Source organism: Candidatus Hydrothermales bacterium (assembly GCA_039630235.1).
GTDB lineage: Bacteria > Hydrothermota > Hydrothermia > Hydrothermales > JAJRUZ01 > JBCNVI01.
The window spans coordinates 250,920-276,097 of sequence record JBCNVI010000001.1 but is presented as its reverse complement, the minus strand read 5'-3'; the positions used below and the strand labels follow the sequence as shown (position 1 = coordinate 276,097).

At 31.0% G+C, this 25,178-nt stretch carries 21 protein-coding genes; 12 read left to right on the top strand and 9 right to left on the bottom strand.

Going from position 1 to position 25,178, the window contains the following annotated elements:
* The first annotated feature begins 13 nt into the window (after positions 1-13).
* Positions 14-1,003: a glycosyltransferase gene (locus ABDH49_01275; protein ID MEN3045608.1), complete on the top strand. Its 990-nt coding sequence runs from the start codon at positions 14-16 to the stop codon at positions 1,001-1,003.
* 86 nt (positions 1,004-1,089) lie between these two features.
* Here the strand turns inward: ABDH49_01275 and ABDH49_01270 are convergent, their stop codons facing one another.
* Positions 1,090-2,505: a flippase gene (locus ABDH49_01270; protein MEN3045607.1), complete on the bottom strand. Its 1,416-nt coding sequence runs from the start codon at positions 2,503-2,505 to the stop codon at positions 1,090-1,092.
* 82 nt (positions 2,506-2,587) lie between these two features.
* Here ABDH49_01270 and ABDH49_01265 point away from each other — a divergent pair, with 82 nt between their 5' ends.
* Positions 2,588-4,126: a sodium-dependent transporter gene (locus ABDH49_01265; protein ID MEN3045606.1), complete on the top strand. Its 1,539-nt coding sequence runs from the start codon at positions 2,588-2,590 to the stop codon at positions 4,124-4,126.
* 101 nt (positions 4,127-4,227) lie between these two features.
* On the opposite strand, the gene ABDH49_01260 is transcribed toward ABDH49_01265, so the two are convergent.
* From ABDH49_01260 to ABDH49_01230, 7 genes are read right to left on the bottom strand one after another with little or no spacing between them, the layout of a single operon-like run.
* Positions 4,228-4,830, bottom strand: coding sequence for a riboflavin synthase (locus tag ABDH49_01260; GenBank protein MEN3045605.1), 603 nt, complete (start codon positions 4,828-4,830; stop codon positions 4,228-4,230).
* Positions 4,830-5,807: a tryptophan--tRNA ligase gene (trpS, locus tag ABDH49_01255; GenBank protein MEN3045604.1), complete on the bottom strand. Its 978-nt coding sequence runs from the start codon at positions 5,805-5,807 to the stop codon at positions 4,830-4,832. The genes ABDH49_01260 and trpS overlap by 1 nt, the downstream gene beginning before the upstream one ends.
* Positions 5,804-6,385: a hypothetical protein gene (locus tag ABDH49_01250; GenBank protein MEN3045603.1), complete on the bottom strand. Its 582-nt coding sequence runs from the start codon at positions 6,383-6,385 to the stop codon at positions 5,804-5,806. Before ABDH49_01250 ends, trpS begins: the two co-directional genes overlap by 4 nt.
* Before the next feature lie 32 nt (positions 6,386-6,417).
* Complete coding sequence (locus tag ABDH49_01245) at positions 6,418-7,242, bottom strand: class II aldolase/adducin family protein (GenBank protein MEN3045602.1); 825 nt, start codon at positions 7,240-7,242, stop codon at positions 6,418-6,420.
* Positions 7,220-8,494, bottom strand: a complete 1,275-nt coding sequence (gene serS / locus ABDH49_01240) for a serine--tRNA ligase (GenBank protein MEN3045601.1) — start codon at positions 8,492-8,494, stop codon at positions 7,220-7,222. The genes ABDH49_01245 and serS overlap by 23 nt, the downstream gene beginning before the upstream one ends.
* 26 nt (positions 8,495-8,520) lie before the next feature.
* Complete coding sequence (locus tag ABDH49_01235; GenBank protein ID MEN3045600.1) at positions 8,521-9,813, bottom strand: sigma-54 dependent transcriptional regulator; 1,293 nt, start codon at positions 9,811-9,813, stop codon at positions 8,521-8,523.
* Entirely contained in the window at positions 9,806-10,957 is a 1,152-nt protein-coding gene (locus ABDH49_01230) for an ATP-binding protein (protein ID MEN3045599.1), read from the bottom strand. Before ABDH49_01230 ends, ABDH49_01235 begins: the two co-directional genes overlap by 8 nt.
* A gap of 25 nt (positions 10,958-10,982) precedes the next feature.
* On the opposite strand from ABDH49_01230, the gene ABDH49_01225 reads away from it, so the two are divergent.
* The 10 genes from ABDH49_01225 (at position 10,983) to ABDH49_01180 (ending at position 24,061) form a co-directional block, all read left to right on the top strand.
* Positions 10,983-11,501 (top strand): DUF4416 family protein, encoded by a 519-nt coding sequence (locus ABDH49_01225; protein MEN3045598.1) that lies wholly within the window; start codon positions 10,983-10,985, stop codon positions 11,499-11,501.
* Positions 11,498-12,577, top strand: coding sequence for a glycosyltransferase (locus tag ABDH49_01220; GenBank protein MEN3045597.1), 1,080 nt, complete (start codon positions 11,498-11,500; stop codon positions 12,575-12,577). Before ABDH49_01225 ends, ABDH49_01220 begins: the two co-directional genes overlap by 4 nt.
* Entirely contained in the window at positions 12,564-13,754 is a 1,191-nt protein-coding gene (locus ABDH49_01215) for a M23 family metallopeptidase (protein MEN3045596.1), read from the top strand. The genes ABDH49_01220 and ABDH49_01215 overlap by 14 nt, the downstream gene beginning before the upstream one ends.
* Before the next feature lie 8 nt (positions 13,755-13,762).
* The gene (gene alr, locus ABDH49_01210; GenBank protein MEN3045595.1) at positions 13,763-14,890 is read left to right on the top strand and encodes an alanine racemase; all 1,128 of its coding nucleotides are present in this window, start codon (positions 13,763-13,765) and stop codon (positions 14,888-14,890) included.
* A gap of 29 nt (positions 14,891-14,919) precedes the next feature.
* Positions 14,920-15,969 carry a LysM peptidoglycan-binding domain-containing protein gene (locus ABDH49_01205; protein ID MEN3045594.1) on the top strand — a complete coding sequence of 350 codons (1,050 nt, stop codon included), beginning with the start codon at positions 14,920-14,922 and terminating at the stop codon, positions 15,967-15,969.
* A 14-nt stretch (positions 15,970-15,983) separates the two neighbouring features.
* Entirely contained in the window at positions 15,984-16,754 is a 771-nt protein-coding gene (purQ, locus tag ABDH49_01200) for a phosphoribosylformylglycinamidine synthase I (protein MEN3045593.1), read from the top strand.
* Between the two features lie 184 nt (positions 16,755-16,938).
* A complete protein-coding gene (locus tag ABDH49_01195) occupies positions 16,939-17,742 on the top strand; it encodes a HAMP domain-containing sensor histidine kinase (GenBank protein MEN3045592.1) in 804 nt (267 codons plus the stop codon).
* 1 nt (position 17,743) lies between these two features.
* The gene (locus ABDH49_01190) at positions 17,744-18,640 is read left to right on the top strand and encodes a glycosyltransferase family 9 protein (GenBank protein ID MEN3045591.1); all 897 of its coding nucleotides are present in this window, start codon (positions 17,744-17,746) and stop codon (positions 18,638-18,640) included.
* Positions 18,637-21,360 carry a UvrD-helicase domain-containing protein gene (locus tag ABDH49_01185; protein ID MEN3045590.1) on the top strand — a complete coding sequence of 908 codons (2,724 nt, stop codon included), beginning with the start codon at positions 18,637-18,639 and terminating at the stop codon, positions 21,358-21,360. The genes ABDH49_01190 and ABDH49_01185 overlap by 4 nt, the downstream gene beginning before the upstream one ends.
* Complete coding sequence (locus ABDH49_01180) at positions 21,350-24,061, top strand: PD-(D/E)XK nuclease family protein (GenBank protein MEN3045589.1); 2,712 nt, start codon at positions 21,350-21,352, stop codon at positions 24,059-24,061. The genes ABDH49_01185 and ABDH49_01180 overlap by 11 nt, the downstream gene beginning before the upstream one ends.
* Before the next feature lie 448 nt (positions 24,062-24,509).
* On the opposite strand, the gene ABDH49_01175 is transcribed toward ABDH49_01180, so the two are convergent.
* Positions 24,510-24,938 carry a hypothetical protein gene (locus ABDH49_01175; GenBank protein ID MEN3045588.1) on the bottom strand — a complete coding sequence of 143 codons (429 nt, stop codon included), beginning with the start codon at positions 24,936-24,938 and terminating at the stop codon, positions 24,510-24,512.
* Between the last annotated feature and the right edge of the window lie 240 nt (positions 24,939-25,178).

Here is a 25,178-nt window from a genome sequence, read left to right as displayed (position 1 = left end):
ACTACATATACCTATGGGAAATAAAGAGAAAGTATTTATTTCGTGGACTTATGGAGCTTCAAGAAGAACAGATTCTCTTGCGCAACATATTGGTTTTAAAATTTTCCGTTTTTCTTTATTTCCGAGAAAACCACTTCTTGCTATAGTTAAATATCCCATTCAATTTTTTGCAACTTTTTACTTTTTGCTGAAAAAAAGACCAAAAATTGTCGCTATTGAGTTTTGTACTCCTATTGTTGGTATTTTAGGATACATTTATAAACTCTTATTCAAAAAACCTTACATAATAGATTTACATTCAGGACCAATAGTATCAAAAAAGTGGCTTTTTTTAAGACCCTTCACGAACTTGATCTTAAGTAAATCAGATGCAGTTATTCTCCACGAGGAAACTATACAAAAAAAGATTCAGCTTAAAAAAAATCAGAGGTATTTTATTTTAAATGATCCCCCCATACCTGTTGAGGGTTTTTCTGTAGGCAATAGTAAAACAGTTACAGGAAAGGAGTACTTTGTCTTTCCAGCATCTGGTGATTCTGATGAACCAATAGACGAAATTATAAAGACTGCAAATTTGATAGGTAACTTTAACTTTCTCATAACTGGAAATGTTAGACGTACTCATAAAAACATGCCTAAAAATTTAATATTTACTGGATATTTGTCCCATAGTGAGTATTATAGTGTTATAAAAAATGCAAAAGCTATTATCTCTTTAACAAAGTGGGAATATACTTTAACATGTTCATCTCTTGAGGGCCTGGTCTTTGAGAAACCTGTTATTGTTTCAAACAAAGAAGCCTTAAAGAATTTTTTCAAAAATGCCGCAATATACGTAGAAAATAGATGTGAGTCCATAGTAGAGGGCATAAAAAAATTAAACCTAAACTATTCCTATTATTCTGATGAGGTTAAAAAATTAAAAAGAGAATATGTTTTAAAATGGGATGAGAATCTAAAGTTACTTAAAAGCTTTATATCTTCTCTTGAGGAACTCTATTAAACTTTCAATTACCATTTTTTCTTCTTTTTCGATTCCAAAAATAAGAAACAGTAGAGCATAAATTAAATAAGAGGATAAAAAGTTAACTAAAAGAGTAATACTTTGTTTTTGAGAAATCCAAAAATTAAAAGATTAAGTAAAAAAATTAAGATAAAGGCGCAAAGCCCCTGTGCCAAGGGTTTTAAAGTTCTAAGATCGTGAGTTTTGAATTTCATAAATTTTTTGATCTCATATAATCCTAAAGTTCTCAGTATTATTAAAGAAAGCGAAGTTGAAATTGAAGCACCTAAGATTCCAAATTTTGGTATTAAAGTAACTGCAAGTAAAATATTTATCAAGAGACCAATAAACGTAGTAAATGCCCACTCCCTCTGATAACCACTCATGGTTAAAGTCATAGGACTTTCCCCTAAAAGATTTTGATATAAAAGACCAAATAGTAAAATTAACATAGGGATATAACCTTGTATAAACTCATCTCCAAAAATAATCTCTAAAAACTCTTTTCCAGAAAAGACAAAAAATATAAAAAGTGGAAAAGAAAAGTGAAGTGTCCATCTTATAATTGTTTGATATAGTGTTTTAAGAGACTCATAGTCTCTCTTATAACTAAGAGTAGAAATAAAGGGAGCAAAAACCTCATTTATTGCTAAAAGAAGAATATTAGCCATTTCTGCTGTTCTTGCAATAGCATTGTAAATTCCCACTTCTTCAGGACTTCTAAATATTCCAATCACAATGATATCTGTCCAAGCAAATAAAAAGTAAAGTATCGAGATAAATACTACCGGATATGAAAAGATTACAACTTCTTTAAATAATCCTTTTTTAATAGATTCTTTTTTTTCAGCTTCAGTTTCTTTTTTGAAGAAATATAAAATTAAAAGAAGTGAGATAAAAGAAGAAAATAGCCATGGTAAAATTGAAACAAAGATTTTTTTACCGTAAAAATAAAATAGGAGAAAGAGGAAGAAAATTTGTAAAAGGGGGCGAGAAATATTTTCACTTAGGACATAGTAAAGCATTTTCTTAAATCCTCTGGAACTGTAGGCCAAAACAAGTAGCGAAGTGTAAAAGGGAAGTGTTAAAGAGAAGAAAAAGAGTCCTTCCTTAATCTCTTCTTTTTTATATAGATGGGATAATAAATCCGAAAATAAGTTTATAAAGACGCCCCAGAGAACCCCTGAAGCAAACGATAAAAAAAATAAAAAATGAAATAGTTTTTTTATATTATAAATATGGTTTTCTTCCTTTAAAATTGAGATGTATCTTATTCCGCCCCTTTCAAGTCCAAGTTGGGAAAATCTGAGTACTATATTTATAATCGTATAACATATCGTGTAAATTCCGTAAATTTTTAATTCAAGAAGTTTAATTATTAGAATCTGATAAAGATAGCCACCTATTCTTTTTGTTCCCTCACCAACTATATTTATTAAAGTTCCAGTAAAAAGTGTTTTTAATCTGTTTTTGATTTCGATTTCTAAGGTGCTTTTATCCATTCGAAAAGTTAATATAAAACAATCTAAAATTTTAAATCAATTGATTTTGAGTTTAGGTTAAAGTTTTTGGTATATTAAAACTATGAATAAAAGAGAAAGGTGGGCAACAAGAATCGGTTTAATTCTGGCAATGGCAGGAAACGCTGTTGGACTTGGGAACTTCCTGAGATTCCCAGTACAAGCTGCAAAAAATGGTGGCGGTGCCTTCATGATACCCTATTTTATTTCTCTTTTACTTCTTGGAATACCTCTTATGTGGGTAGAATGGGCTATAGGTAGATATGGGGGAAAATTTGGTCATGGAACCTCTCCCGGAATGTTTGATAAGTTATGGAGAAATAGGATTGCAAAATATCTCGGAGTAATTGGACTTGCAGGCCCTATCGCTATTGTAATTTATTATGTTTACATAGAATCGTGGACTCTTGGCTATGCTATCTTATCTCTCTTTGGAAAATTACCAAAAGTAAAAGAAGGACAAACCTTTGAAGAGATAAATAGCACCTTTGGAGGTTTTCTCTCAAGCTACGCAGGATTTAACGAGGACCCTACGATTTTTTTAAAACCCTCACTTTTTTCTTATGTTATTTTTCTTTTAACTCTATTTTTAAACTTTTTTATCTTGGCGAGGGGGATCTCGGCTGGTATAGAAGCTTTTGCTAAATTTGCTATGCCTACTCTTTTTATATTTGCCTTAATCCTTCTTATAAGAGTGTTAACACTTGGTTCGCCCGTCGACCCTGAGACCTCTGTTTTAGATGGACTTGGATTTCTCTGGAACCCTAATTTTTCTTCTCTTTTAGATCCAAATGTCTGGCTTGCAGCGGCTGGCCAAATTTTTTTTACTTTAAGTGTTGGAATGGGAGCAATTTTAACTTATGCTAGTTATCTTAGAGAAAAGGACGATATAGCTCTTTCTGGATTATCAACAGCTTCCTTAAATGAGTTTGCAGAGGTAGTTCTTGGTGGTTCTATTGCAATTCCTGCTGCTGTAGCTTTTTTTGGTCTTGCAAATGCTAAAGAGATAGCCCATTCGGGAGCTTTTAATTTGGCTTTTGTTTCTGTTCCCGCAATATTTTCCTTTTTACCACTTGGTTTTATTTTTGGTTTCCTGTGGTTTTCCCTATTGTTTTTTGCTGGTATAACGTCGTCAATTGCTTTAACACAGCCTGCCATAGCTTTTCTTGAAGACGAATTTAAAATTAAAAGATCAAAGGCTGTTTTATTAGTTTTTGTTTTTATTTTTATCTTTGCTAATTTTTCGATTTTTATTAAGGGTTTTCTTGATGAAATGGATTTTTGGGTTGGTACTTTCTTTATTACATTTTTCGCACTTGTTGAAACAGTAATTTTCGTATGGATATTTGGTCCTGATAGAGCTTGGGAGGAAATAAACAAAGGAGCTGATATTAAAATTCCCAGAATTTTTTACTATATACTAAAGTATATAACTCCGGTAATTCTTATTATCATATTTACTTCTTGGATTTTTCAGAATGTAGGTTCTATTTTTAAGGAAACTTCTCCAGGAAAATGGATTGCAAGAATATTTATTCTTTCTTTCTTCTTGTTTACGAGTTTTTTAGTTTATCTTGCCTTTAAAAAGGAGAAAAAGTCATGACCTTAGGTGGTTGGATCTTTTTAATCTTGGGTTGGTCCCTTGTAATATCGCTTGTTTTATTCTGCATGAAAAAAATTCTTGAGAAAGCAAAATAAGTCTTCCTAATAAATTTTTTCTCTCAGACTTTGAAGATAATCTATTACCCCCTTTATTATAAAGTCACACTCAACGTTAACTAAGTCACCAGTCTTTCTAAACCTTAGATTCGTTTTATTTAAGGTATATGGTATGATAGTAACTTTAAAGGAATTTTCCTTCACATCCTGAACTGTTAATGAAATTCCGTCGATTGCTACTGAAGCTTTTTTGTATATGTATTTTCTGAAATCTCTCTTTAATTCAAATTCAAACTCATATTCAGATTGATTTTTTCTTATCCCTCTTATTTTCGTATAAAAATCTACATGACCTTGAAATAAGTGTCCACCAATATACTTTGAGAGTGTGAGGGGTTCCTCAACGTTTACAATCATTCTACTTTTTAAAACTTTACCAAATTTTGTATCTTTTAAAGTTTTTTCTGAAATATAAAACACAAACCCCTCACTTAAGACTTTCTCAACTGTCAGACACACACCATCGATACTTACACTATCACCTAATTTCAGATCGACGCCCTCAATTTTTACTAATATCTCTTTACCACTTCCCCTTTCCCTTACTTCTAAGATTTCGCCCGTTTTTTCAATTATTCCTGTAAACACTACTTCCAGAGCATCATTTTTTCTCTTACTTCTTCCATAGTCTTTTCTGCTATCTCTTTAGCTTTTTTTATTCCCTCTAACAAAATTTCTATAACCTCATTTTCACTTATTTGAGCTCTCCTTTCTCTAATAGGTTCAAGGAAGAGATTCATTTTTATTGAGCATCTCTTTTTACAATCAACGCAGCCTAACTTACCAGACTCACAACCCTCTTTTATTTCAGGGACTTCTTCAACATTTACAAGGTTATGGTAGGCAAAGACAACACATCCCTCAGGGTGGCCCTTATCTCCCAGCTTTATCTTCTTTGGGTCTGTAAATGCCCTTTTTATCTTACTTTCTATTTCTTCACTACTATCAGATAGAAAAATTGCATTATCTAAGGACTTTGACATTTTTCTTTTATCGATTCCAGGTACTCTTGGTGATTCAGAGAGTATAGGTTCTGGAATGGGAAATGTTTCACCAAAGAGAGAGTTAAATCTTCTTGCAAGTTCTCTTGCAAGTTCAAGATGAGGTAGCTGATCTTCACCGACTGGAACTTTTTCAGGTTTATAAAGAAGAATGTCTGCAGTTTGAAGAACAGGGTATCCTAAGTGTCCATAAGAGATAAGTTCTTCAGATCTACCGATGTCTCTTATTTGTTCTTTTAGTGTTGGGTTCCTTTCAAGTCTTGAGACAGTAACTATCATTGAAAGAAGTAGATGAAACTCTGCGTGTTCTTTAACACCTGATTGGACAAATATAGTAGACTTTTGAGGATCAATTCCGATAGATAACCAGTCTTTAGCTGTTTCTGTTATATTTTTTCTGAGATCCTGAATTTGATTTATATCAGTGGTTAAGACATGCCAATCAGCAATTTCAAAAAAGCATTTATACTCTTCTTGAAACTTTACCCAGTTTTTAAGAGCACCAAAGTAATTTCCTATATGAACTTTCCCCGTTGGTCTTAATCCAGAGAGTATTCTTTTCAAAGTGTGAACAGAATCCCTATTGAAAATGAAAATCCACTTACTCCTTTTTCTTCGTCTGAGAAGTGTAATTCAATTGGTAAAGCCATTTTTCTGGTTAAAATGATTACTGTTCCAAAACTTCCATGGGCATCAAGGGAGATCTCAGAGGTAGTTTTATCATTTACTTCGAAGTTAACACCTTCAGCACCAATTCCAATTAGAAAATAAGGGATAAGTTTTAAGTTCTCCTCTTCAAGCTCTACTGGAAAATCAACTGAAAGATTAGCACTAAATGAAAAGTAAACTATATTTTCTCCGAATCCAAGATTTAAAAGTGGGTAAAAAGAGGCGTTAAAGGGAATATCAGGTTCTTTTTCATGAATAAGGAAATTTATATCACCTTGAACTCCAATAAAGGGAGTTGAAAAGAGTACACCGTTTATGCCAAAGTCAGATCTTTTAGAAATTCTTTTTCTGTAATTTCCCATAAATCCTATATCTTCAGCAAGAACAAGGTGTACACCAAAGGAATTTGGTGTGATAGGTTTTGATAGCTTAATATGAGGCATAATTTGAAGGAAAATTAATAAGTAAATCATAGTTTAAAAATAAGGTATAAATTTTTTTTAATTCAAATATTTTGACATTGACAGGGTGATTTTTTGCATTTTGGACAAAAGGGAAAATATTTTTCTTTAAAAACGTCTTCAAGATCAATATCTATTAGGTTACATATTGTTAGAAACCAGGCAAAAACATCGGCTGTCTCATTTTTTACCTCTTCTTTTGAACCTTTCCTAATTGCTTGGAGCCACTCTCCCACTTCCTCTATAAACCATAGAAGATTTTTTGAAAATTCCCTCTTTGTATCCCTGTTGAAGTATATTTCTTTTATTAAACTCTGTGCTTGTCTAACTTTTAGTCCCTTACCTTTTAAAAGTTCAATTTTACATAAATTTTCAAAGTGATCTAGAACTGAGAAAGCCTCATCCGGTGATTTTCCAAAAGAGAAACTACCATGGTTTTTAACATGAACTATTTTAGTTTTATCACTAACTTTATCTTTAACTTTTTCTTTCCAGTTTTTCCTTGAAATCACTACAACGTTTTCTTTTTTTATGGCCTCATCTTCTGGAATTTTTCTTCTTTTTAAGAAGTAAATGTTTGCATAGAAGGTATGGGCATGAAAAATCGTTTTTATATCTTTAAAATTTTTATAAATCCATAAATGAAAATCTAACTCCCTTGATGCTCTTTCAACGAGTTCTGCTTTTCCGTTTAATTTAACCTTAACGAGGTCTTTTAAAGTTATTCCCTCTTTTGGAAAACCTGAGGGAGTTATGTAGATTACATTATTTTCAAAAACTGAAGCATTTCCCGCAAGCCCATAGGAGAGCCCCTTCTGGTATAAGAGATTAAAATAACTTATAAATTTACTTAGGAGGGATTTTCTCAATTCCACCCATATACGGTCTTAAAACATCTGGAATTACAACTGAGCCATCCTTTTGTTGATAGTTTTCAAGTATAGCTATAAAAGTTCTTGGAGTTGCAAGTCCCGATCCATTCAATGTATGAACATATTCTAATTTTCCATTTTTTCTTCTAAATCTTGTATTTGTTCTTTTTGCTTGAAAATCCTCACAGTTTGAAATTGATGAGACTTCGAGCCACCTGTTTAAGCCAGGGGCATAAACCTCTATATCATATGTTTTTGAAGCGGCAAAACCCATATCACCAGTGCAAAGCAAGACAACTCTATAAGGAAGATTAAGTTTTTGAAGTATCTTTTCTGCGTCATTTACCATTTTTTCAAGCTCTTCGTAGGATTCTTCAGGTTTTGTAAACTTAAAAAGTTCAACTTTGTTAAATTGATGCTGTCTTATTATACCCCTTACATCTTTACCGTAGCTACCGGCTTCTCTTCTAAAGCAAGGTGTGTATGCTACATAATATATCGGTAAGTCCTCTTCTTTTAAAATTTCATTTCTATGGAGATTTGCAAGAAAAGTTTCTGCAGTTGGTAAAAGGTATAATTTTTCATCTAAAGTTTTGTACATTTCTTCATCAAATTTGGGCAGATGGGCACTGCCGTAAGCACTTTCTTCTTTTACAAGAACTGGTGGAAGAATCTCTATATATTCATTTTCCTTTGTTGCTACATCAAGAAAAAACTGGATTAGAGCCCTCTCAAGGAGAGCTCCATAGCCTTTATATATTACAAACCTTGAACCAGAAATTGTACCAGCTTTTTTAAAATCTAATATTCCCAGTCTTTCACCAATCTCAAAATGGCTTTTTGGTTCAAAATCAAATTCTCTGATTTCCCCACCTTTTCTTACTGTTACGTTTTTTTCGGATGATTCACCTATAGGAACACTCTCATGGGGAATATTAGGGATTTCTAACAGTTTTCTTTCTATTTCAGATTCTATTTCTCTCAATCTTTTTTCTAAATTTTCAATATTAAAGCCAATTTCCCTCGATTTTTCTATAAGTTCTTCAGTACTTTTATTTTCTAATTTAAGTTTTTTTATTTCATCAGTTATTCTGTTTCTTTCTTCCTTGAGTTTATTAACCTCTGTAAGAATTTTTCTGTACTCCTTTTCTTTTTCCAGCAAGCTATCTAAATCGAACTTATAGTTTCTTTTTAAGAGTGCTTCTTTTATTTTTTCTGGATTTTCTCTTAAGGTTTTCCTATCAATCATGGAAATTATTATAAATTTATGTCTTTTTACATTTCAATGTTAAATTCTTTAAGTTTTCTATAGAGGGTAGCTCTTGATATACCCAAAATTTCAGCAGCTCTCTTTTTATTTCCCTCACATTCATTAATTGTTTTTATAATTTTTTCCTTTTCCAACTCTCTTGCTTCTTCTATTTCTCTCAGAAGGCTCAAAATTTCATCTTCTCCTATTTTTTCTTTAAAAAATGTGACAACTCTTTGGCTTATGTTTTCCAATTCTCTTACGTTTCCTGGAAAACTGTAACTTTCAAGAATTTCGATTACTTTATTATCATAGGATGGCTTATTTATTCCCATGTTTTTTGAATATTTTTCGAGAAAATAATCGAATAGAATTTTTATATCGTCTTTTCTTTCTCTTAATGGAGGAATTTCGATAATAATGACAAATCTATAGTAAAGGTCTTGTCTTAGTTTGCCGGCTAAAAGTTCTCTTAGGCTTAAGTTACTAGTTGCAATTATTCTTACGTCAACATCTATTTCGTTTGTATAGCCGAGGGGTTTTATCTTTTTTGTTTCAATTGCTCTAAGTAGTTTTGCCTGTGAATTTAGTGGCATTTCCGAGATTTCATCAAGTAGCAATGTTCCTCCCTCAGCAGCTTTAAAAATGCCCTCGTAATCTTTTATTGCTCCGGTAAAGGCACCTTTTTTATAGCCAAAGAGTTCTGATTCAATAAGTTCAGATGGTATTGCTGAGCAGTTAATTGGAAGAAAAATTTTCTCTCTTCTATTTGAGTTTTCATGAATGTATCTTGCCAAAAGTTCTTTTCCGGTGCCACTTTCTCCTAAAATTAAAATTGGAAAATCTGTCTTTGCCGCAATTTTTGCTTTTTCAAGTAATCTTTTGAATTTGATGTTGTGACCGATAATTTCAACTTTTTCTTTACCCCCTTCTTTCTTTATTTCTTTTTCAATTTTTTCCTTCTTTAAAATTCGAAAAATTATATTGAAAAGTTCTTCTTTATCGATAGGTTTTGTTATGAAGTCACTTGCTCCCTTTTTCATAGCTTCAACAGCTGTTTTAATATCGCCATAACCTGTCATGACTACGATTTCTTTTTCAGGGAAAATTTTTTTAATCTCGTCAATTAGGCTCATTCCTCCCATTTCTGGCATTACAAGATCAGTAAGAATTATTGAATACTCTGGGTTTTCTTTTATTTTTTTTAGAGCTTCTTTACCGTTTGTAGCTATTTCAGCACTAATATTTTTCCTTAAAAAAAGCTTTTTTAAAGTTTCTGCAAAAACTATGTCGTCGTCCACAATTAAAATCTTATCCATTTTTTCTCAAAGGTAATATTATAGCAAAAGTAGCTCCTTTTCCTTCATTTATAAGTTTTATTACTCCGCCGTGAGATTCTACTATTCTTTTAACAATTGATAGACCAAGACCTGTACCTTTAAAGGCTGGTTTAGTAGTAAAGAAAGGTTCAAAAATTTTATCTGCATTTTCAGGTGAAATCCCCTTTCCGGTATCTTGTACTTTTATAATGACTCTCTCAAAAGGTGTTAAAAAAGTATGAACTTTTATTTCTCCCTCTCCATCTATTGCGTCTACTGAATTTGAAAAGAGGTTTATAAAAACCTGTTCTATTTCACTTCTTTTTCCATAAATTATTATGTCTTTTTTATTTTCCTTCAAAATTTTAAATTTTATATTTTTTTTCTGAAAGACCTTTTCGAATATCTTTGCCGCTTCATTAATAACATCGATTAAGTTAAATTCTGTTTCTTCTTCTTCTGAGGGTTTAGATAAAAGTAGAATTTTTCTTACAATTTCTTGACATAATTTTACCTGTGATTCAATTATTTCTATGTTCTCTCTTATTTCTTTTAGATTCTTTTCTTCCTTAGTCATCTGAGCGGTTAAAAGTATTGTTCCTAGGGGTGTATTAAGTTGATGAGCAAGTCCTGTAGCTATACTTCCAAGACTTGCCAGTTTTTCAGTTTCTATAAGTTTTGAAATTATTGGACTATTTTTACCTATCGGAATTTTTAAAACTATGTATCTCTCATCTATATTAAAGTGAAAAAGAACGACGTCTAAGTTTTCTCCCTTTTTATTTTTTGTTTTGACCCATAGATCTATTCCATCTTTCTCTCTTGTAATTATAGAGTTTATTATATCTTCAGAAATTGTAGGGTCCTTTTTTCCGATAATTGATTCGTCCTTATATTCAAATAAACTCCTATGAGCTTTATTTTGATACCTTACAATTCCGTTTTTGTCCAAAATAACTGCAGGAATTATCGAATTCCTTAAATCTAAGGAATATTTTAAAAAATTGTTGTGAAAAAAGAATATATTAAAGACAAGAGTTGATAAAGCGACTATAATTGAGAGAAACTTTTGGCCTATTAAAATTAGAAATAAAAGAAAAGTTATAGCGAAGAGGTTTATAATTATTAGTAGTCTTTTATCCATCTAAAATTAATTATATTTTAAAATTATGATAAAATTAAAAAAGCCGCCGAAAGTAAAATTCTTTGTTGGAATGATAAGTAAAGATGAGGATATTATGAAAGAGGCTCTTTCTATTTTAAAAGAGAAAGCTGGTGATGTAGAGTTTGAAAGTCCACTTTTTCCGTTTGAACATACAGATTACTATGAAAAAGAGATGGGTAAAAACTTAAAAAGAAAATTTTATTCTTTTAAGCCCCTGAGAGAACCAGATGAAATAGTAGATTTTAAAATTTTTGCAATAGAGGTGGAAAAAAAATTCCTGGATAACGAGAAAAGAAAGGTTAATATTGATCCAGGGTACGTGGAGCTTTCTAAGGTTGTTCTGTCGAGTACTAAAAATTACTCCCATAGGATTTACCTTGGAAAAGGAATTTATGCAGAAGTTACACTTTTTTTCGCTAAGGGAGAATTTATGGATTTTCCCTATACGTATCCTGATTATAGAACTAAGGAATATAAGGAATTTTTTAAAATAGTTAGAGAGGCTTTAAAAAGAGGGCTTTGAGAAATTTAAAGGTTGCACTTATTCATGATTATTTAAATCAATGGGGCGGAGCAGAAAACGTTTTAAAGGAATTATCAGAGATTTTTCCAGATGCCCCAATATACACTTTGATCGTAGATTATAAGATAATAAAAGACGAGTTAAAAAATAAAAAGATAATTACTTCTTTTATTCAAAAATTACCTTACAGCGTAAAGTTTTATAAAGAGTTTTCAATTTTCTATCCCCTTGCAGTTGAACTATTTGACTTAAGAGGTTTTGATGTTATTATAAGCTCTTCAAGTGGTTTTGCCCACGGTATAATTCCTCCTCCCTATTCAACACATATAAGCTACTTCCACACTCCACTGAGATATGCCTTTCATTTTTATCACGAGTATAGAAAAACTCAAAAATTTTTTCCTCGTTTAATAAAAGATATTGTCCTTCATTACTATAGGATCTGGAATTTTTCAGCAGTGAATAGGGTCGATTATTTTATTGCCAATTCTTTAGAAACTAAAAGAAGAATAGAACTTTATTTTAATAAAAAGGCTAGAGTTATATATCCACCAATTGATACTGAATTTTTTAAGCCATCAAATGAAGAAAAGGAGGACTTTTTTATTTTTGTAGGAAGAGTTAGAGATTATAAAAGATTAGATTTAGCTATTTCAGCTACAAGAGAACTTGGATATAGACTCTTTGTTGTTGGTGATTATAAGGGTAAAAAATTTAAGTTCTTTGAGGGAGTAAATTTTCTGGGATATGTGTCTAGAGAAAAATTGAGAGAACTTTACCAAAAGGCAAGAGCTCTTATTATGCCTGGTCTTGAAGATTTTGGTATGGTTCCACTTGAAGCCAATGCCTGTGGGACACCGGTAATTGCCTTTAAAGGGGGAGGAGCCCTTGATACCGTGATCGATGGTGAAACAGGAGTATTCTTTGAAAGACAGGATAAAGAGTCTCTTATTGAGGCAATTTTGAAATTTGAAAAAATGAGATTTGACAAAGACATTCTCGTTAAGAATGCAAAAAGATTTTCTAAAGAGAGATTTAGGGATGAAATAATTAGTTTTATTAATGAGATTCTTTAAAATTTTTTTTATTCTTCTAATTTTATTGTCCTGTAGAAAAAAACAAATTATAGAAAATAAAAAAGATGTAGTAAATTACGATATTTTGGTAAGTTACAGGTTATCAAAAGGCGAAAAGCTTGAAAGTGTCTTGTTATGGAAGATTCCCTTTATGAGCGTTTCAGAAGTATATTATTTTATTAAATTTTTTGAAAAGAGGGTGAATGTAAGAAGCTTAAGAGAAGGGGATAAGTTTATTTTTCTTTTCGATAAGGATAAAAGACTTAAAGAGGTAACACTCATCAAGGTGGACACACCATATGTTATAAATAAATTTTTAAAAAATAGCGAATCTCCTGGGTATGAATATAAAAGGATTGTAAAGAAAGTTAAGATAGACACAGCTTATATATGCGTGAAGGTAAAAGAAAGTCTGTATGATGCACTTAGTCCATATGAAGGTGGTGAATATCTTGCTGATTTTATAGCTGATTGTTTTTCTTGGGTAATAGATTTCAATACCGAAGTAAGAGAAAACGATGAAGTGGCTGTTCTCTTTGAAAGAAAAATTGTTGAGGGTGAATTTGTAAGTTTTGGAAATGTTTTATATATTTTATATCGGGGTAAATATGTAGGAAAAAAGGAGGCCATATACTTTAATGGTAGTTATTATGATTCACTAGGATATTCTCTTGAGAGGTACTTTTTAAGGTCGCCTCTTCCCTATGGTAGAATTTCTTCAAAATTTAAACTGAAAAGGTTTCATCCAATTTTAAGAATTATAAGACCTCATTATGGGATTGACTATGTAGCTCCAGCTGGAACACCTGTTTTTGCAGTTGCTGATGGTGAGGTGGTTTATGCTGGTTGGAAAGGAGGCTACGGCATTTATGTAGAAATAAAACACAAAAATAGTTACAGAACAGGTTACGGACATCTAAAAAGGTTAGCACCTTTTATAAGAAAGGGCAAAAGGGTTAAACAGCGCGAAATTATTGGCTATGTTGGTTCAACAGGACTTTCCACAGGCCCGCATCTACATTTTGAAGTTAAAAAAGATGGTAAATTCGTAAATTTTCTTAATTTAAAACCCTTACCTAAAGCTATTTTAAACGCAAAAGATAAGAAAAAATTATTTAATTTACTCCTTAAAATAAAGAAAAAGATATATGAAAAAAAATATATGTATCCCTCATAATATTAAGTATGAAAAATAGTAGAACTCCCTGTTGTGAGGTAAATTTGAAGAATCTTAAGTATAACTATAGGCAGATAGTAAGAAATAGTAACTTAACTTTTTTTCCTGTTATAAAAACTGATGCTTATGGGGTTGGGTTAGTTGAGATTTCAAAAGCTCTTTTTGAAGAGGGAGTCAAAAATTTTTGTGTTGGTGACTTAGATGAGGCCTTTAGATTAAGTGACGCTGGGATTGAGGGAAACATAGTTATTCTTAATCCCGTTTTTACAAATGAAATTTCTGAGTGTATAAAAAAAGAATTTGTTTTCCCTATTTGGGATAGGGCTCAAATTAAAGATTTAAAAAGATTTACAAATAAATTTCAGAAAAAAGCAAGAATTCAGGTAGAAATCGATACTGGTCTTGGTAGAAATGGGGTTCCACTTGAAAAAGCATCTAAACTAGTTGAAGAGCTTTTAAGCAGTGAATTTATTGAGAGATTTGGTATTTTTACACATTTTTCAAAAGCAGAAAGTGATAGAAATTTTACGGTAGATCAAATAGCTAAATTCTTAAATTTTATTAGCACGAATTTTTATGATACAGAAAAATTTTTTAAGTTTATTCATGCCTCTAACAGTGCCTCCTTCCTTACATTAAAAAGTAAAGTACTTTCTCCTCCTTTTAATTCTTTCAGATTAGGTCTTTTACTTTATGGTATCTTGCCAAACTCAACATTTAAAGATTTCAAAAATTTTAAACCTGTTTTAAAAGTTACCTCTAAAATTTTAAAGATTGAAACACTTAGTAAGGGTTCTTATATAGGTTATGGAGGACATGTAAGACTCAAGAGAAACACGAGAATTGGTGTAGTAAATTTTGGGTACTCTAAGGGTCTCAGCAGGAGCATATGGGAAAAAGGTTATTTTATTGTAAACAAAAAGAGAGCAAAAATACTTGGAACACTCAGTATGGATCTAAGTGTAATTGATTTAAGTTTTATACCCGAGGCGGAAGTTGGTGATGAGGTAATTATTGTAGGGAGTGTAGGAAAAGACGAGGTAACTTTTAATGATATTGCTGAATGGTCATCAACGATACCTCACGAAGTTTTTGTAAAAATAACATCTTCTTTACCTAAGGTATATAAGTTTTAATGGTTCAATTCCATCGAATCTTTTGTAATATGAAAAGATATATTTTCCTTTTATCTATCCTCTTATCTATTTTTTTCATATTTCAGACACCCAGGGTTCATATTGTAAAAAAGGGAGACACATTGTGGGATATTGCCTCCTATTATTATGGTAACCCATTCTTCTGGGTTGCAATTTGGAAAGTAAACATAGATAAAATAGAAGATCCTCATTGGATATATCCGGGTCAAGAGTTTTTTATTCCTGAAATACCACCTATTGAAGGTGTTCTTTATCCTGTTTACGAGCCTAAAGTAATTGAAAGAAAAGTTCCAATACCTTTTGAAGAAGTTGAAATAAAAGTAGTTGCACCTCCTGTTCCAGCAGTTGCAAAAGATCTTGTTTTATCTTCAGGACTCGTAGTTCCTAAAAATAAAATCACTTTTATCGGTATAATAGTCGGTTCAGAAGAAGATAAAGAGAAATTCTTCTTTTGGGATAAACTCTACATAAATAAAGGGAGTTTAGATGGAATTAAAGTTGAGGATAAGTTTGTTGTATTTAAACTTGGAAAGGAGATTAGGTCAAAAAGAAGAAAAATTTCCCTCGGGAATCTAGTTGTACCCTTAGGTGTTATAAAGGTTGAAAGACTAGAAGAAAGATCCTCTCTTGCTTTGTTGGAGAAAACTTATGATATTATAAACTCCAAGGAAAAGAATTACTTTAAAGAAATAGAGTTTCCTGAAATTCCAACAGACGTTAAGATAGTTCCGGTAAAAGATAGAAAAATTGAAGCAGAAATCGTTTACATAAAGGAAGGCTCAGATACAGAAGTTATTCCGTTTAAAATAGTTTTTATTGATGTGGGAAAAAATGATGCAGTAAAGATTGGTGATCTCTTTGAAATTTATAGGGAAGGTAAAGTAATAAAAGATCCTCAAACGTCAGAGAAGATAAAGTTACCTTATATATTTATGGGAACTCTTCAAGTTATAAATATCTCAGACTATGCATCCACTTGTTATGTAAGATCAGTTGCGAAATCGGGAATTAAGGTCGGTGATAAAGTTAGGCTTGTGGGTGAGGTAGTAAGGAAATAATTTAAAGAAAGGGAATGGATGCCTATGTAATTTTTGCTCCGGGAACTAATTGTGAAGAAGAAACTTTGTATGCTCTTAGAAAAATTGGGTTAAGGGCTGATATTCTTTTATTAAAAAAGTGGCTAGCTAATCCATCTATTATTTTAAAATCAAGACTATTAGTTTTTCCGGGGGGTTTTTCTTTTGGAGATTATATAAAGGCGGGGAAGGTATTGGCTTATTATATAAGGGAGAAACTTTGGGCAGCTATAAAAAAGTTTTACGAAGAGGGTGGTTACATAATAGGGATATGTAATGGTTTTCAAGTTCTTTTGAGAGCTGGAATATTACCATTTTTTGATGGAAAGGTGAGGGCTTATCTTTTAAGAAATGAAAATGGCGAATTTGAGGATAGATGGGTTTTTTTAAAGGGCGAGGGAGAAAGTATATTTGTTAGGGGACTTGAAGGGATTAACCCGTTTCCTATAGCTCATGGTGAAGGAAGGTTCTATGCAGATGAAAGTGTTATTGAGTATATTGAAAAAAACAAAATGGTAGCTTTTAGGTATGTTGATAAAGAGGGCAGCCCTGCAAAAGAGTACCCCTTTAATCCGAACGGATCTTTGAATTCTATAGCTGGTATAACAGATTATGAGGGAAGAATTTTAGGTATGATGCCACATCCTGAGAGAGCCTTTGAGAAATTTCAAATTCCTTATGTTTTTGAACTTGATAGAGAACCTGGTTTTTTGCTTTTTAAGAATGTAGCTTTAAAAGTAAAAGAGGGTGAAACTTCTAAAGTTTAGAAAAAGATTTATTTTCAGATTTTTTCTTTTAATTTCTGTTTGTTTTTTTTCTTTCATATTTTCAATTATATCAATTCTTTACAATAAACTGTTCTTTTTCTTTCTCTTTTTTTTTCTCTTTTCTTCTTATCTTTTATGTTATGAAATAAGAAGATTTTTATCCTTTTTGAATTGGATTTTGAAAATGGATCATGAAAAAGAAATTCCTGCTATTGTTTTGAAAAAGGATGATGATATCAAGCAGTTTGCAGTAGAGTTTAGGGATAAACTTGCTGATATGTCTAGGCTTTTAAAAGAGAAAAAAATCTTAGAAGAATATAGACTTTCTTTTCTTTCTAAGATAACTCATGAGATTTTTTCTCCTCTTTCAATAATTAAGGGTTATGTTAACTTGCTTTTGAAAAATGAAAATGATTTTAAAAAGCTTGATTATTTAGAAAAAGTTCTGAGAGCAGTTTCTCGTCTTGAGGTACTTGTAAATAAGTTTGTTTCTGCTACAAAAGGTGGAATTTACCAGTCTTCTCTTGAATTTAAGATTTTTGATCTAAGTGAGTTAATTTTTGAGATTTATGAAGAAAATCTGGCAACTGCACAGGAGAAAGAAATTAATTTTACCGTGAATATTCCAACTTTTCCAAGCACAGTGATTGGAGATCCAGAGGCGTTAAGGACAGCAATTACAAATCTTGTAATAAATGCTCTAAATTTCACTGGCGCTGGTGGAAGAGTCAGTATCGAAATGGAGAGAATAGATAATAGGATTAAAATTTCTGTGGTTGATACGGGTCCTGGAATAAGTAGGGAAGAATTACCATATATTTTTAAACCTTACTTTCAGGGTAAAAATGCGAGGACAAAAAAAACTGGTATGGGGTTAGGTTTAGCTATTGCAAAAGAAATCATAGAAGCTCACGGTTCTGAAATTTTTGTAGAGTCTGAACTTGGTAAGGGTTCTCGGTTTTATTTCTTTTTGCCCCTAAGTTTATAAATTGATATTAGTAAGAATTCCAAATTGGGTTGGTGATGCCGTAATTTCTAGAGGATTTGTTAAAGCTTTAAAGGAAAAATTTAATGGCGAAATTTTCATAATAGGTAAAGAGCACCTTAAGGATATTTTTTACGATTACAATTTTTGTGGATTTAAAAATTATTTGGATTATTTTAGGATTTTAAAAGTTTTCAAGAATAGAGGATTTGAAAAAATATTTATACTTCCCTTTTCCTTTTCCTCAGCTTTTTTCCCTTTTTTAGCGGGAATAAGCTTAAGAATAGGCATAGATAGTGATAATAGGGGAACTCTTTTGACACATAAAGTTTCAGGTTTTTATATTAAAAGAGAACATCTTTTAAAGAGTTTTCTAAGACTTATTGGTCTTGAAAAAAATTTTTATAATTTTAATCCTGATTTTGAAAAGATTGAGGTGAATGAAAAAGATGACTTAGTTATAATTGCTCCTGAGGCAAGTTATGGTAAAACTAAAGAATGGCCCTTTTTTAAAGATCTTGCTAAATTTCTTTTGAAAGAGGGATTTGAAGTTATTATCGTTGGCAAAAGAAAAAATGAGGATTATCCCAAAGGAGTTATTGATTTAAGAGGGAAAACAAATTTAGGTGATATTCTTAGGATTGTTTCTGAATCTAGATATGTCTTTAGTAACGATTCTGGTGTTGCTCATATTGCTTCAGCTTTAGGAAAAAAGGTTTTTGTTTTTTTTGGTTCAACATCACCACTTTGGACTAGACCGCTTGGCAAAAATGTATTTATTTTCTATAAAAGGATATCATGCTCCCCCTGCTTTAAAAGAGTATGTGAATTTGGAACCTATGAATGTTTAAAAAAAATAGATTTGAGAGAAGTTATTAAAGTTTTTAAAATTTTAAGATGAAAAGATTTATAAGAGTAGAGGCTTCTGCAGGAGGAGGAAAAACAAGAAGCATAGTTGATAGGTATATTGAACTTATAAAAAGTGGAGTGAAGTTTAACAGGATATTAGCTATAACTTTTACAAATAACGCAAGTGAGGAGATGAAAAGGAGAATTTTGGGATGTTTAAAAGAGCTAGCTTTTAGTGGTGATGATTTTATTTTTAATGTAATTGATGGTGAAGATGGGATTATAAAAAATTTTTCTGATTTTTCAGTAAAGACAATAGATGCCTTTTTGTACTCACTTTTAAAAAGTTCAGCTCTTGATCTTTCTTTACCCCCTGAACCTGAAATTGAAGAAAACATGGAGAAAAAGGCAAAGGAGGCAATAGATGAGTTTTTAGCTAAAGCCAGTTTATGCGATAAATTAAAAGACAATATCACGAATTTTTTGAAATACCTGTCAGAATCCTCAGAATCCTTAGATCCCTATAGAGGAATTGAAGAGCATTTTAGAGATTTTTTAGAAAATGAAAGTGTTTTGTTACCAAATTATGATTTTAATCCTAAGACTCACAGGGAATTTTTTTCTGCTTTAAAATCTCAACTGGAGACTATTAAGAAAAGAGATAACTTTATTTTTCTTTCTGATATTTCAAATCTCTTATACGAATATGTTTTAAAATCAGAGGTCCCATACTTATTTTTTAAACTTGGAGAAAAATTTTACCACTTTTTAATTGATGAATTTCAGGATACAAGTTTGATACAATGGATGAATTTAAAACCTCTTGTTGAAAATGCACTCTCTAGCTGCGACTCTGAGGGAAACAAGGGAACCTTTTTTTATGTTGGTGATCCAAAACAGTCAATATATAGATGGAGAGGTACAAGATGGGAACTCTTTGAAATTGTTCATAGTGATTTTGAAGGAAAAATAGAAGAAAATGAATTTGATTTTGAATATCTAGATAAAAATAGAAGAAGTGGTAGAGTAATCGTAGAATTTGTTAATAATCTTTTTGATATTGATAATCTGCGTGAGTATTTCAAATTATTATCAGAAGGTAAAAGTAATAATTATTTGAGATATTTTGATGAGGTAGTCAAAGTTTATAGGAACGTAAAGCAAGTTTATGATGAATCAAAGCCCTATAAGGGTTACATAGAGTTTAAGGTAATTGAGGAAACTAAAATTAAAGCAGAGGAAGAAATTTTGAGTTATCTTGAAGTAATTTTAGATGATCTTTTAAATAAAAGAAATCGAGATTTAGGTGAAGTTGCGATACTTGAAAGGCTGAATTTGGACTGTCAAAGAGTTGTAAATTACTTACTTTCAAAAGGTTATCCAGTATTTACGTCTTACAGTATAGGAGTTGAAAATTTACCTCTTTTAAAAACAATTTTTTACTTTTTAAAGATTTTAATAAATGAGAAGGATACACACAGTTTTCTGAATTTGCTGCAAACAGAATACTTTACAAAAATTTTTCATTTGAATGAGGAAGAAGTTAAAAGATTTATTCTTTCAGATACAAAGGACTTATCTAATTTCTGTAAAATTTTTCCAAATTTTGATCATACCTATAAATACTTTAAAAATCTACAAAAAAATTATTCTCTCTATTATTTACTCTTGGAATTTGATTATTTTTTTAATATATCAAAAAAATTCAGAGAAGATTTCTTTCATCTTCTATCTCTTTTGAAGGTAGTAACAAAAGAAATTGAAAATGTTTCTATTTATGAATTTATTAGAAAGTTCGAAAAAGCAGAGTATAATTTTTCACCATCTTCAAAAAACGCAATTAAAGTTTTGACCTTACATAAGGCAAAGGGGCTTGAATTTGATGTGGTTATTTCTCTTTTTGCACCACTTACAAGTTTTAGAGAAAGAAGTAAATTTGTAGTTAATGATAAATCCTTAGACAAACAGGAAGTTTATCTAAAGGGGGAAGCTAAGGGTGATGTAAAGTTACATAATGATGTTTTCAATATAATTCAGGAATTAAATCTACTTTATGTTCTTTTGACTAGAGCAAGGGAGGAAATTTACCTTGTTTTAGGAAAGGGACCCAAAAAATCTTACAGTTATTTTATCATGAATTACCTTAGAAAACATTTTGGAAATAAAGATCTTTATATTTTCGGTGAAAAGAGAGTTTGTGAGAAGAAAGATAGCTCAGTTTATAACCTAATTAGATGGGAAAGAGAGAGTCCCATTTCTGTTAAAGATTTATATAAAAATTCATTTATAAAGGGTGAAGTTGAGAGCATGGTAAAAAAGCATGATGAAGTTATAAGGGGAGAGTGGATTCACTTAGTTCTTTCAAATATAAAGAATTTAAAAGAAGAAAATTTTAAGGAAATTTTAAAAGAGAGTTTTGAAAGGGCGGAAATTTTCTGGAAAAGTTATAGATGTTATGATGAAAAATTGCTCGAAAAGATGGATTATTTTGAAACTAAGTTAAAAAAGTCTTTTTTAAGGGAGTTTTTTTTCATAGATAGTGAGGTTGAGACTGAGCTTGAGGTTATGGATGATAACGGGGAGGTTTTTCGGTTTGATCGACTTATTCTGGACGATATTCCAAAGGTAGTTGAGTTTAAAACAGGTGAAGAATTATCTGAATCTCACTTTGATCAAATAAAACGTTATATAAATATTGCACAAAAAATATTTGGTAAGAAAGTTAAGGGTTATCTTGTATATTTAGACAGAGAGGAGGTTTATGAGTTTTGAAGTTAAAGTTTACTTATATAAGTCTCCTAATAACCTTTTAGAAAGGGTATGCGAAGAGATATTAAGTTTTGGTAAGGATTTTTCAAGAGTAGCAGTTATATTTCCGAACAAAAGACCCGCCTATTATTTAAGAAAAATACTCTATGAAAAATTAAAAGCCTCTTTTATTTTACCTTCTATATTTTCTTTTGAGGAGTTTGCTTTTAAGATACTAAGTGAGAAAGAACATGTTACTTTCATTAACAGTTTAGACGCCACTTATATTTTAAAGAAAATCTTAGATAAGAAAGGAGTAAGAGTATTTGGAGATACTTTTAGGGAATTTTTTGCCTGGGGTTTAAAGATTTTAAAAGCTATTAATGAGCTTATTATGAACGATGTTGATTTTAGTAAATTGAAGATTCTAAAGGATTATACGGAAATTAAGGATGAAATGAAAGGTTTTTTTGATGTTTTAGATGGAGTCAAGGATGAGTATTACGAGGAATTATATAAAAGAAGAAAAATTGACAAAGCGCTCTTATTTAAAAGACTTAAAGAAATTAATTTTGAATTGCCTTATGAAAAGATAATATTTGCAGGTTTTTATGCGCTTTTACCACTTGAGGAGCACTTTATTTTAAAAATTCTGAAAAGCTATCCTTCCAAGATTTTCTTTTTGATTACAAGAGAAAGTGAAGCTATTTATGATTTTGTTAGAAGAAATAACTTATTAAGTGTGACTGTTGAATCTGAACCTAAAGAAAATAACTTTTATTTTATAAGGGTGAAGGATTTTTATTCCCAATCAATTTTTATAAGAGAGAAGTTAAAGGAAATAGGGGATTTAGGGGAAAAGTCGGAAATAGGAATAATAGTACCTAATCCTTCAAGACTTGACGTGATTCTGGGCGAAATATGTACTGACTTAAAAACTGAATTTAATGTTACTATGGGTTATCCCTTTAAACTTACTCCCTTTTTTTCATTCCTAAAAAATTACTTTGAAGCAAAACTTAGTGTTAAAGAAGATAGAATTTATTATAATTCTTTGCTTAACTTACTTTATCACCCCTTTTTAATATCTTTTTTCCACGAGGATGTTCAAAATTTAGAGGAAAAACTAAAAGATTTAAATAGAGAAAAGGGCAAAATCTTCTTTTCGTATTATGATATTTTTGACAGTAGGTTATCAAAGCCCTTTTTATCAATTATCCGTAAATTATTTACAAAAATACACACTTTAAGAGAATTTATTGAGGAGTTTAGCGAAATAATTTCCCTGCTTTTTAGTAAGGTGGAATCTGATGAAAATGTTCTTTCTAGGATAATTTTAGGTGAGACCTATGCCTTAATAGATAGTTTGAGAGAATTAGAAATAGTTGATGAGAGGTTGGGAATGGATAGTATAAAAGAGATTGTTTTGTTTTATTTAGAGGACTATGAGATACCGTTAACTGGTGATCCACTAAAAGGAATTCAGATACTTGGTGTTCTTGAGGCTCGTCTTATTCCCTTTAAACATGTTTTCTTTCTTGATCTCATTGAAGGTATATATCCAAAAAGTTATAAGTATGATCCTTTGTTACCAGAGAGTCTGCGAAAAATTTTGGGTCTTCCTTCCTATAAAGAGTATGAGTCTATTTATAGTTATTATTTTTATCAGATTACAGAGAATACTCCATATGTTTATCTTATTTTTTATAGTTCTGAGGGTGATGAAGACTTTACAGAGTCAAGATTTTTGCAAAGGCTTCTTTGGGAAAAAGAGAAAAAGGAAAAAAGAGTTTTATATGACGAGATCCCTACTTTTACTTACAGTATACTTTTAAAAAAGGAGAAAAGAAAGATAGTTGAAAAGTGTGAAAAGATTATGGAGTTGCTTTATAAAAAGGCAGAGGAGGGTTTTAGTGTGACAGAGATAGATGAGTATATAAATTGTCCCTTTAGGTTTTATGAGCTTTCGGTTATAGGAAACAGGGAGCCTGAGGATATAAAAGAGGATATAGAAAGTAAAGCGTTTGGAGTCTTCCTTCATGAGTTAGTTGAAAGTTTTTATAGGGAAAATTTTTTGAGTGAAAAAATTGAGTGGAATAGTAGGTTAAAAAAACTTTTTTTAGAATTTTTTTCACAAAAGTTTGATGAGAGGTTTGGTAAAGAAAGAGAGATCTTGTGGTTAAGAAAAAGTTATCTTAAGTTTAAGGCTGAAAAGTTTATTGATAAAATTGCTATTAAAGATAGTGGGATTCTGGAGTTTCTTGAGTTAAGAGTTGATTTTGAAAAGGAGTTAAGGAATTTTAAAGTTAAAATAAAGGGAGTTATTGATAGGGTGGATAAGGTTAAGGATTTTTATAGAATTATTGATTACAAGATTTCAAAGAGCTATTTTGGGAGGCCTAGGACAATAAAAAGTTTAACAAGAAGGGAAATAAGGGAAAATTTAAGAAGTATGCAGGTTCCTCTTTATGCTCTTATGATAAGCAAGGCACTTGGTCTTGATGTAAGGGAGGGAGCCTACTATATTTTTGCTACAGGAGATGTAATAGATTTTAAGATAGAGCAAAAAGAAAATGAAACGGGTGTTTTGAGTATTTATAAAATAGATGAGATTTTAGGGAGTATTTTAAATGAAATTTATGATGAGAGTATTCCTTTTGAACCTGATTCGAAGTCATTCCTTTGCAGGTCTTGTCCCTATAAGGCTATATGCGGCGAATACTAGCTTAATTTAAGTAGGTGTTTCTATGGGGGCAGCAGTGGTGGATTAAATTGTTTTAAATGTTAAGTTCTAGATGAATACTGTAATTTTAAAAATACCTAATGATTTTGTCCCTCAATTTTAAGGGTATCTTTATCTCTAAATTATCTTTGTACTCGATTGTGTTATGTTTGCACCAAAATAAAAAACAGTAAAGGGATTAACCTGGTAAGTAAATCAAGAGAACTTTATAATAAGCCGTTGTTATTCTTAGGGAAAATCTGTATAAACCCAGAGTATCGATTTTATAAAATATACTCTTTTCTTCTCCATAGTGAATGTTGAGAGATAAAAATTAAGGTATTAAAAATATCTTTATTTTCTCTTAAGTATTTTGCACCTCATCAATCCAAGTTGAGTGATAGAAAAATTTAAATTAAATCTGAGCGAAAATTCAGCAAACTTACTCAATTTATTTTCTAAATTTAGGAACTATATCTAAATTAGCAGAAAGTAAGGCCTCTACAGGGTTTACCCCTTTTAGAATATCACAGAATAGAGAAATTGCTAATTGACTTCCCTCTCTGTTTTTTGGTACTGTTACATTTACCAATTTTAATTTTTGATCGAGCTTTTGTTGGAGTTTTTCCGGTCTTCCTTGAAAGTTGATATCTTCTTGTTCTAAAATCCATTTTAAAGCATCATAAAGAATATAATCTAAATCATATCCTACCAAACCTTTCGTTTCCTTGTAATATTTATTCAAAATCGTTTTTACTTCAGTTCCATGCCACACTTCAATGATGGCCTTAAACACCCTTTCAGCCTTTTGTGGATTGTTACAGAGTTTTCTATAGAAATCTATGGCAAAATGTGCATGTTTTGGTGTATAGAATCTCAATTTAATGGGGTCGGTTATAGTTCTTACTTTAAAATCTTTAGCCGATTTAGAGTTTTCAGTTTTTACTAGTATCCATCCGTTTGATAAGGGGATGACCTCTATTATTTTTTTCTATTCTTTCCTTTTCCTAAGTAATCTCCAGTTCTAATCATAATTATTTATGCCAGAACATGCTGTTCCCATAAGGTTTAGTTTTTCATTTTTCTGAGGTTTTCTAAAAATAAATAGATGTTCATGAGA

Bases quoted from the DNA above. Each gene is read 5' to 3' on its own strand.
- ABDH49_01205 (MEN3045594.1), top strand. From the start codon at position 14,920: ATGAAAAGATATATTTTCCTTTTATCTATCCTCTTATCTATTTTTTTC.
- ABDH49_01185 (MEN3045590.1), top strand. From the start codon at position 18,637: ATGAAAAGATTTATAAGAGTAGAGGCTTCTGCAGGAGGAGGAAAAACA.
- ABDH49_01195 (MEN3045592.1), top strand. From the start codon at position 16,939: ATGGATCATGAAAAAGAAATTCCTGCTATTGTTTTGAAAAAGGATGAT.
- ABDH49_01275 (MEN3045608.1), top strand. From the start codon at position 14: ATGGGAAATAAAGAGAAAGTATTTATTTCGTGGACTTATGGAGCTTCA.
- ABDH49_01265 (MEN3045606.1), top strand. From the start codon at position 2,588: ATGAATAAAAGAGAAAGGTGGGCAACAAGAATCGGTTTAATTCTGGCA.
- ABDH49_01250 (MEN3045603.1), bottom strand. From the start codon at position 6,385: ATGATTTACTTATTAATTTTCCTTCAAATTATGCCTCATATTAAGCTA.
- ABDH49_01225 (MEN3045598.1), top strand. From the start codon at position 10,983: ATGATAAAATTAAAAAAGCCGCCGAAAGTAAAATTCTTTGTTGGAATG.
- serS (MEN3045601.1), bottom strand. From the start codon at position 8,494: ATGATTGATAGGAAAACCTTAAGAGAAAATCCAGAAAAAATAAAAGAA.
- purQ (MEN3045593.1), top strand. From the start codon at position 15,984: ATGGATGCCTATGTAATTTTTGCTCCGGGAACTAATTGTGAAGAAGAA.
- ABDH49_01270 (MEN3045607.1), bottom strand. From the start codon at position 2,505: ATGGATAAAAGCACCTTAGAAATCGAAATCAAAAACAGATTAAAAACA.
- ABDH49_01235 (MEN3045600.1), bottom strand. From the start codon at position 9,813: ATGGATAAGATTTTAATTGTGGACGACGACATAGTTTTTGCAGAAACT.
- ABDH49_01215 (MEN3045596.1), top strand. From the start codon at position 12,564: ATGAGATTCTTTAAAATTTTTTTTATTCTTCTAATTTTATTGTCCTGT.
- ABDH49_01230 (MEN3045599.1), bottom strand. From the start codon at position 10,957: ATGGATAAAAGACTACTAATAATTATAAACCTCTTCGCTATAACTTTT.
- alr (MEN3045595.1), top strand. From the start codon at position 13,763: ATGAAAAATAGTAGAACTCCCTGTTGTGAGGTAAATTTGAAGAATCTT.
- ABDH49_01180 (MEN3045589.1), top strand. From the start codon at position 21,350: ATGAGTTTTGAAGTTAAAGTTTACTTATATAAGTCTCCTAATAACCTT.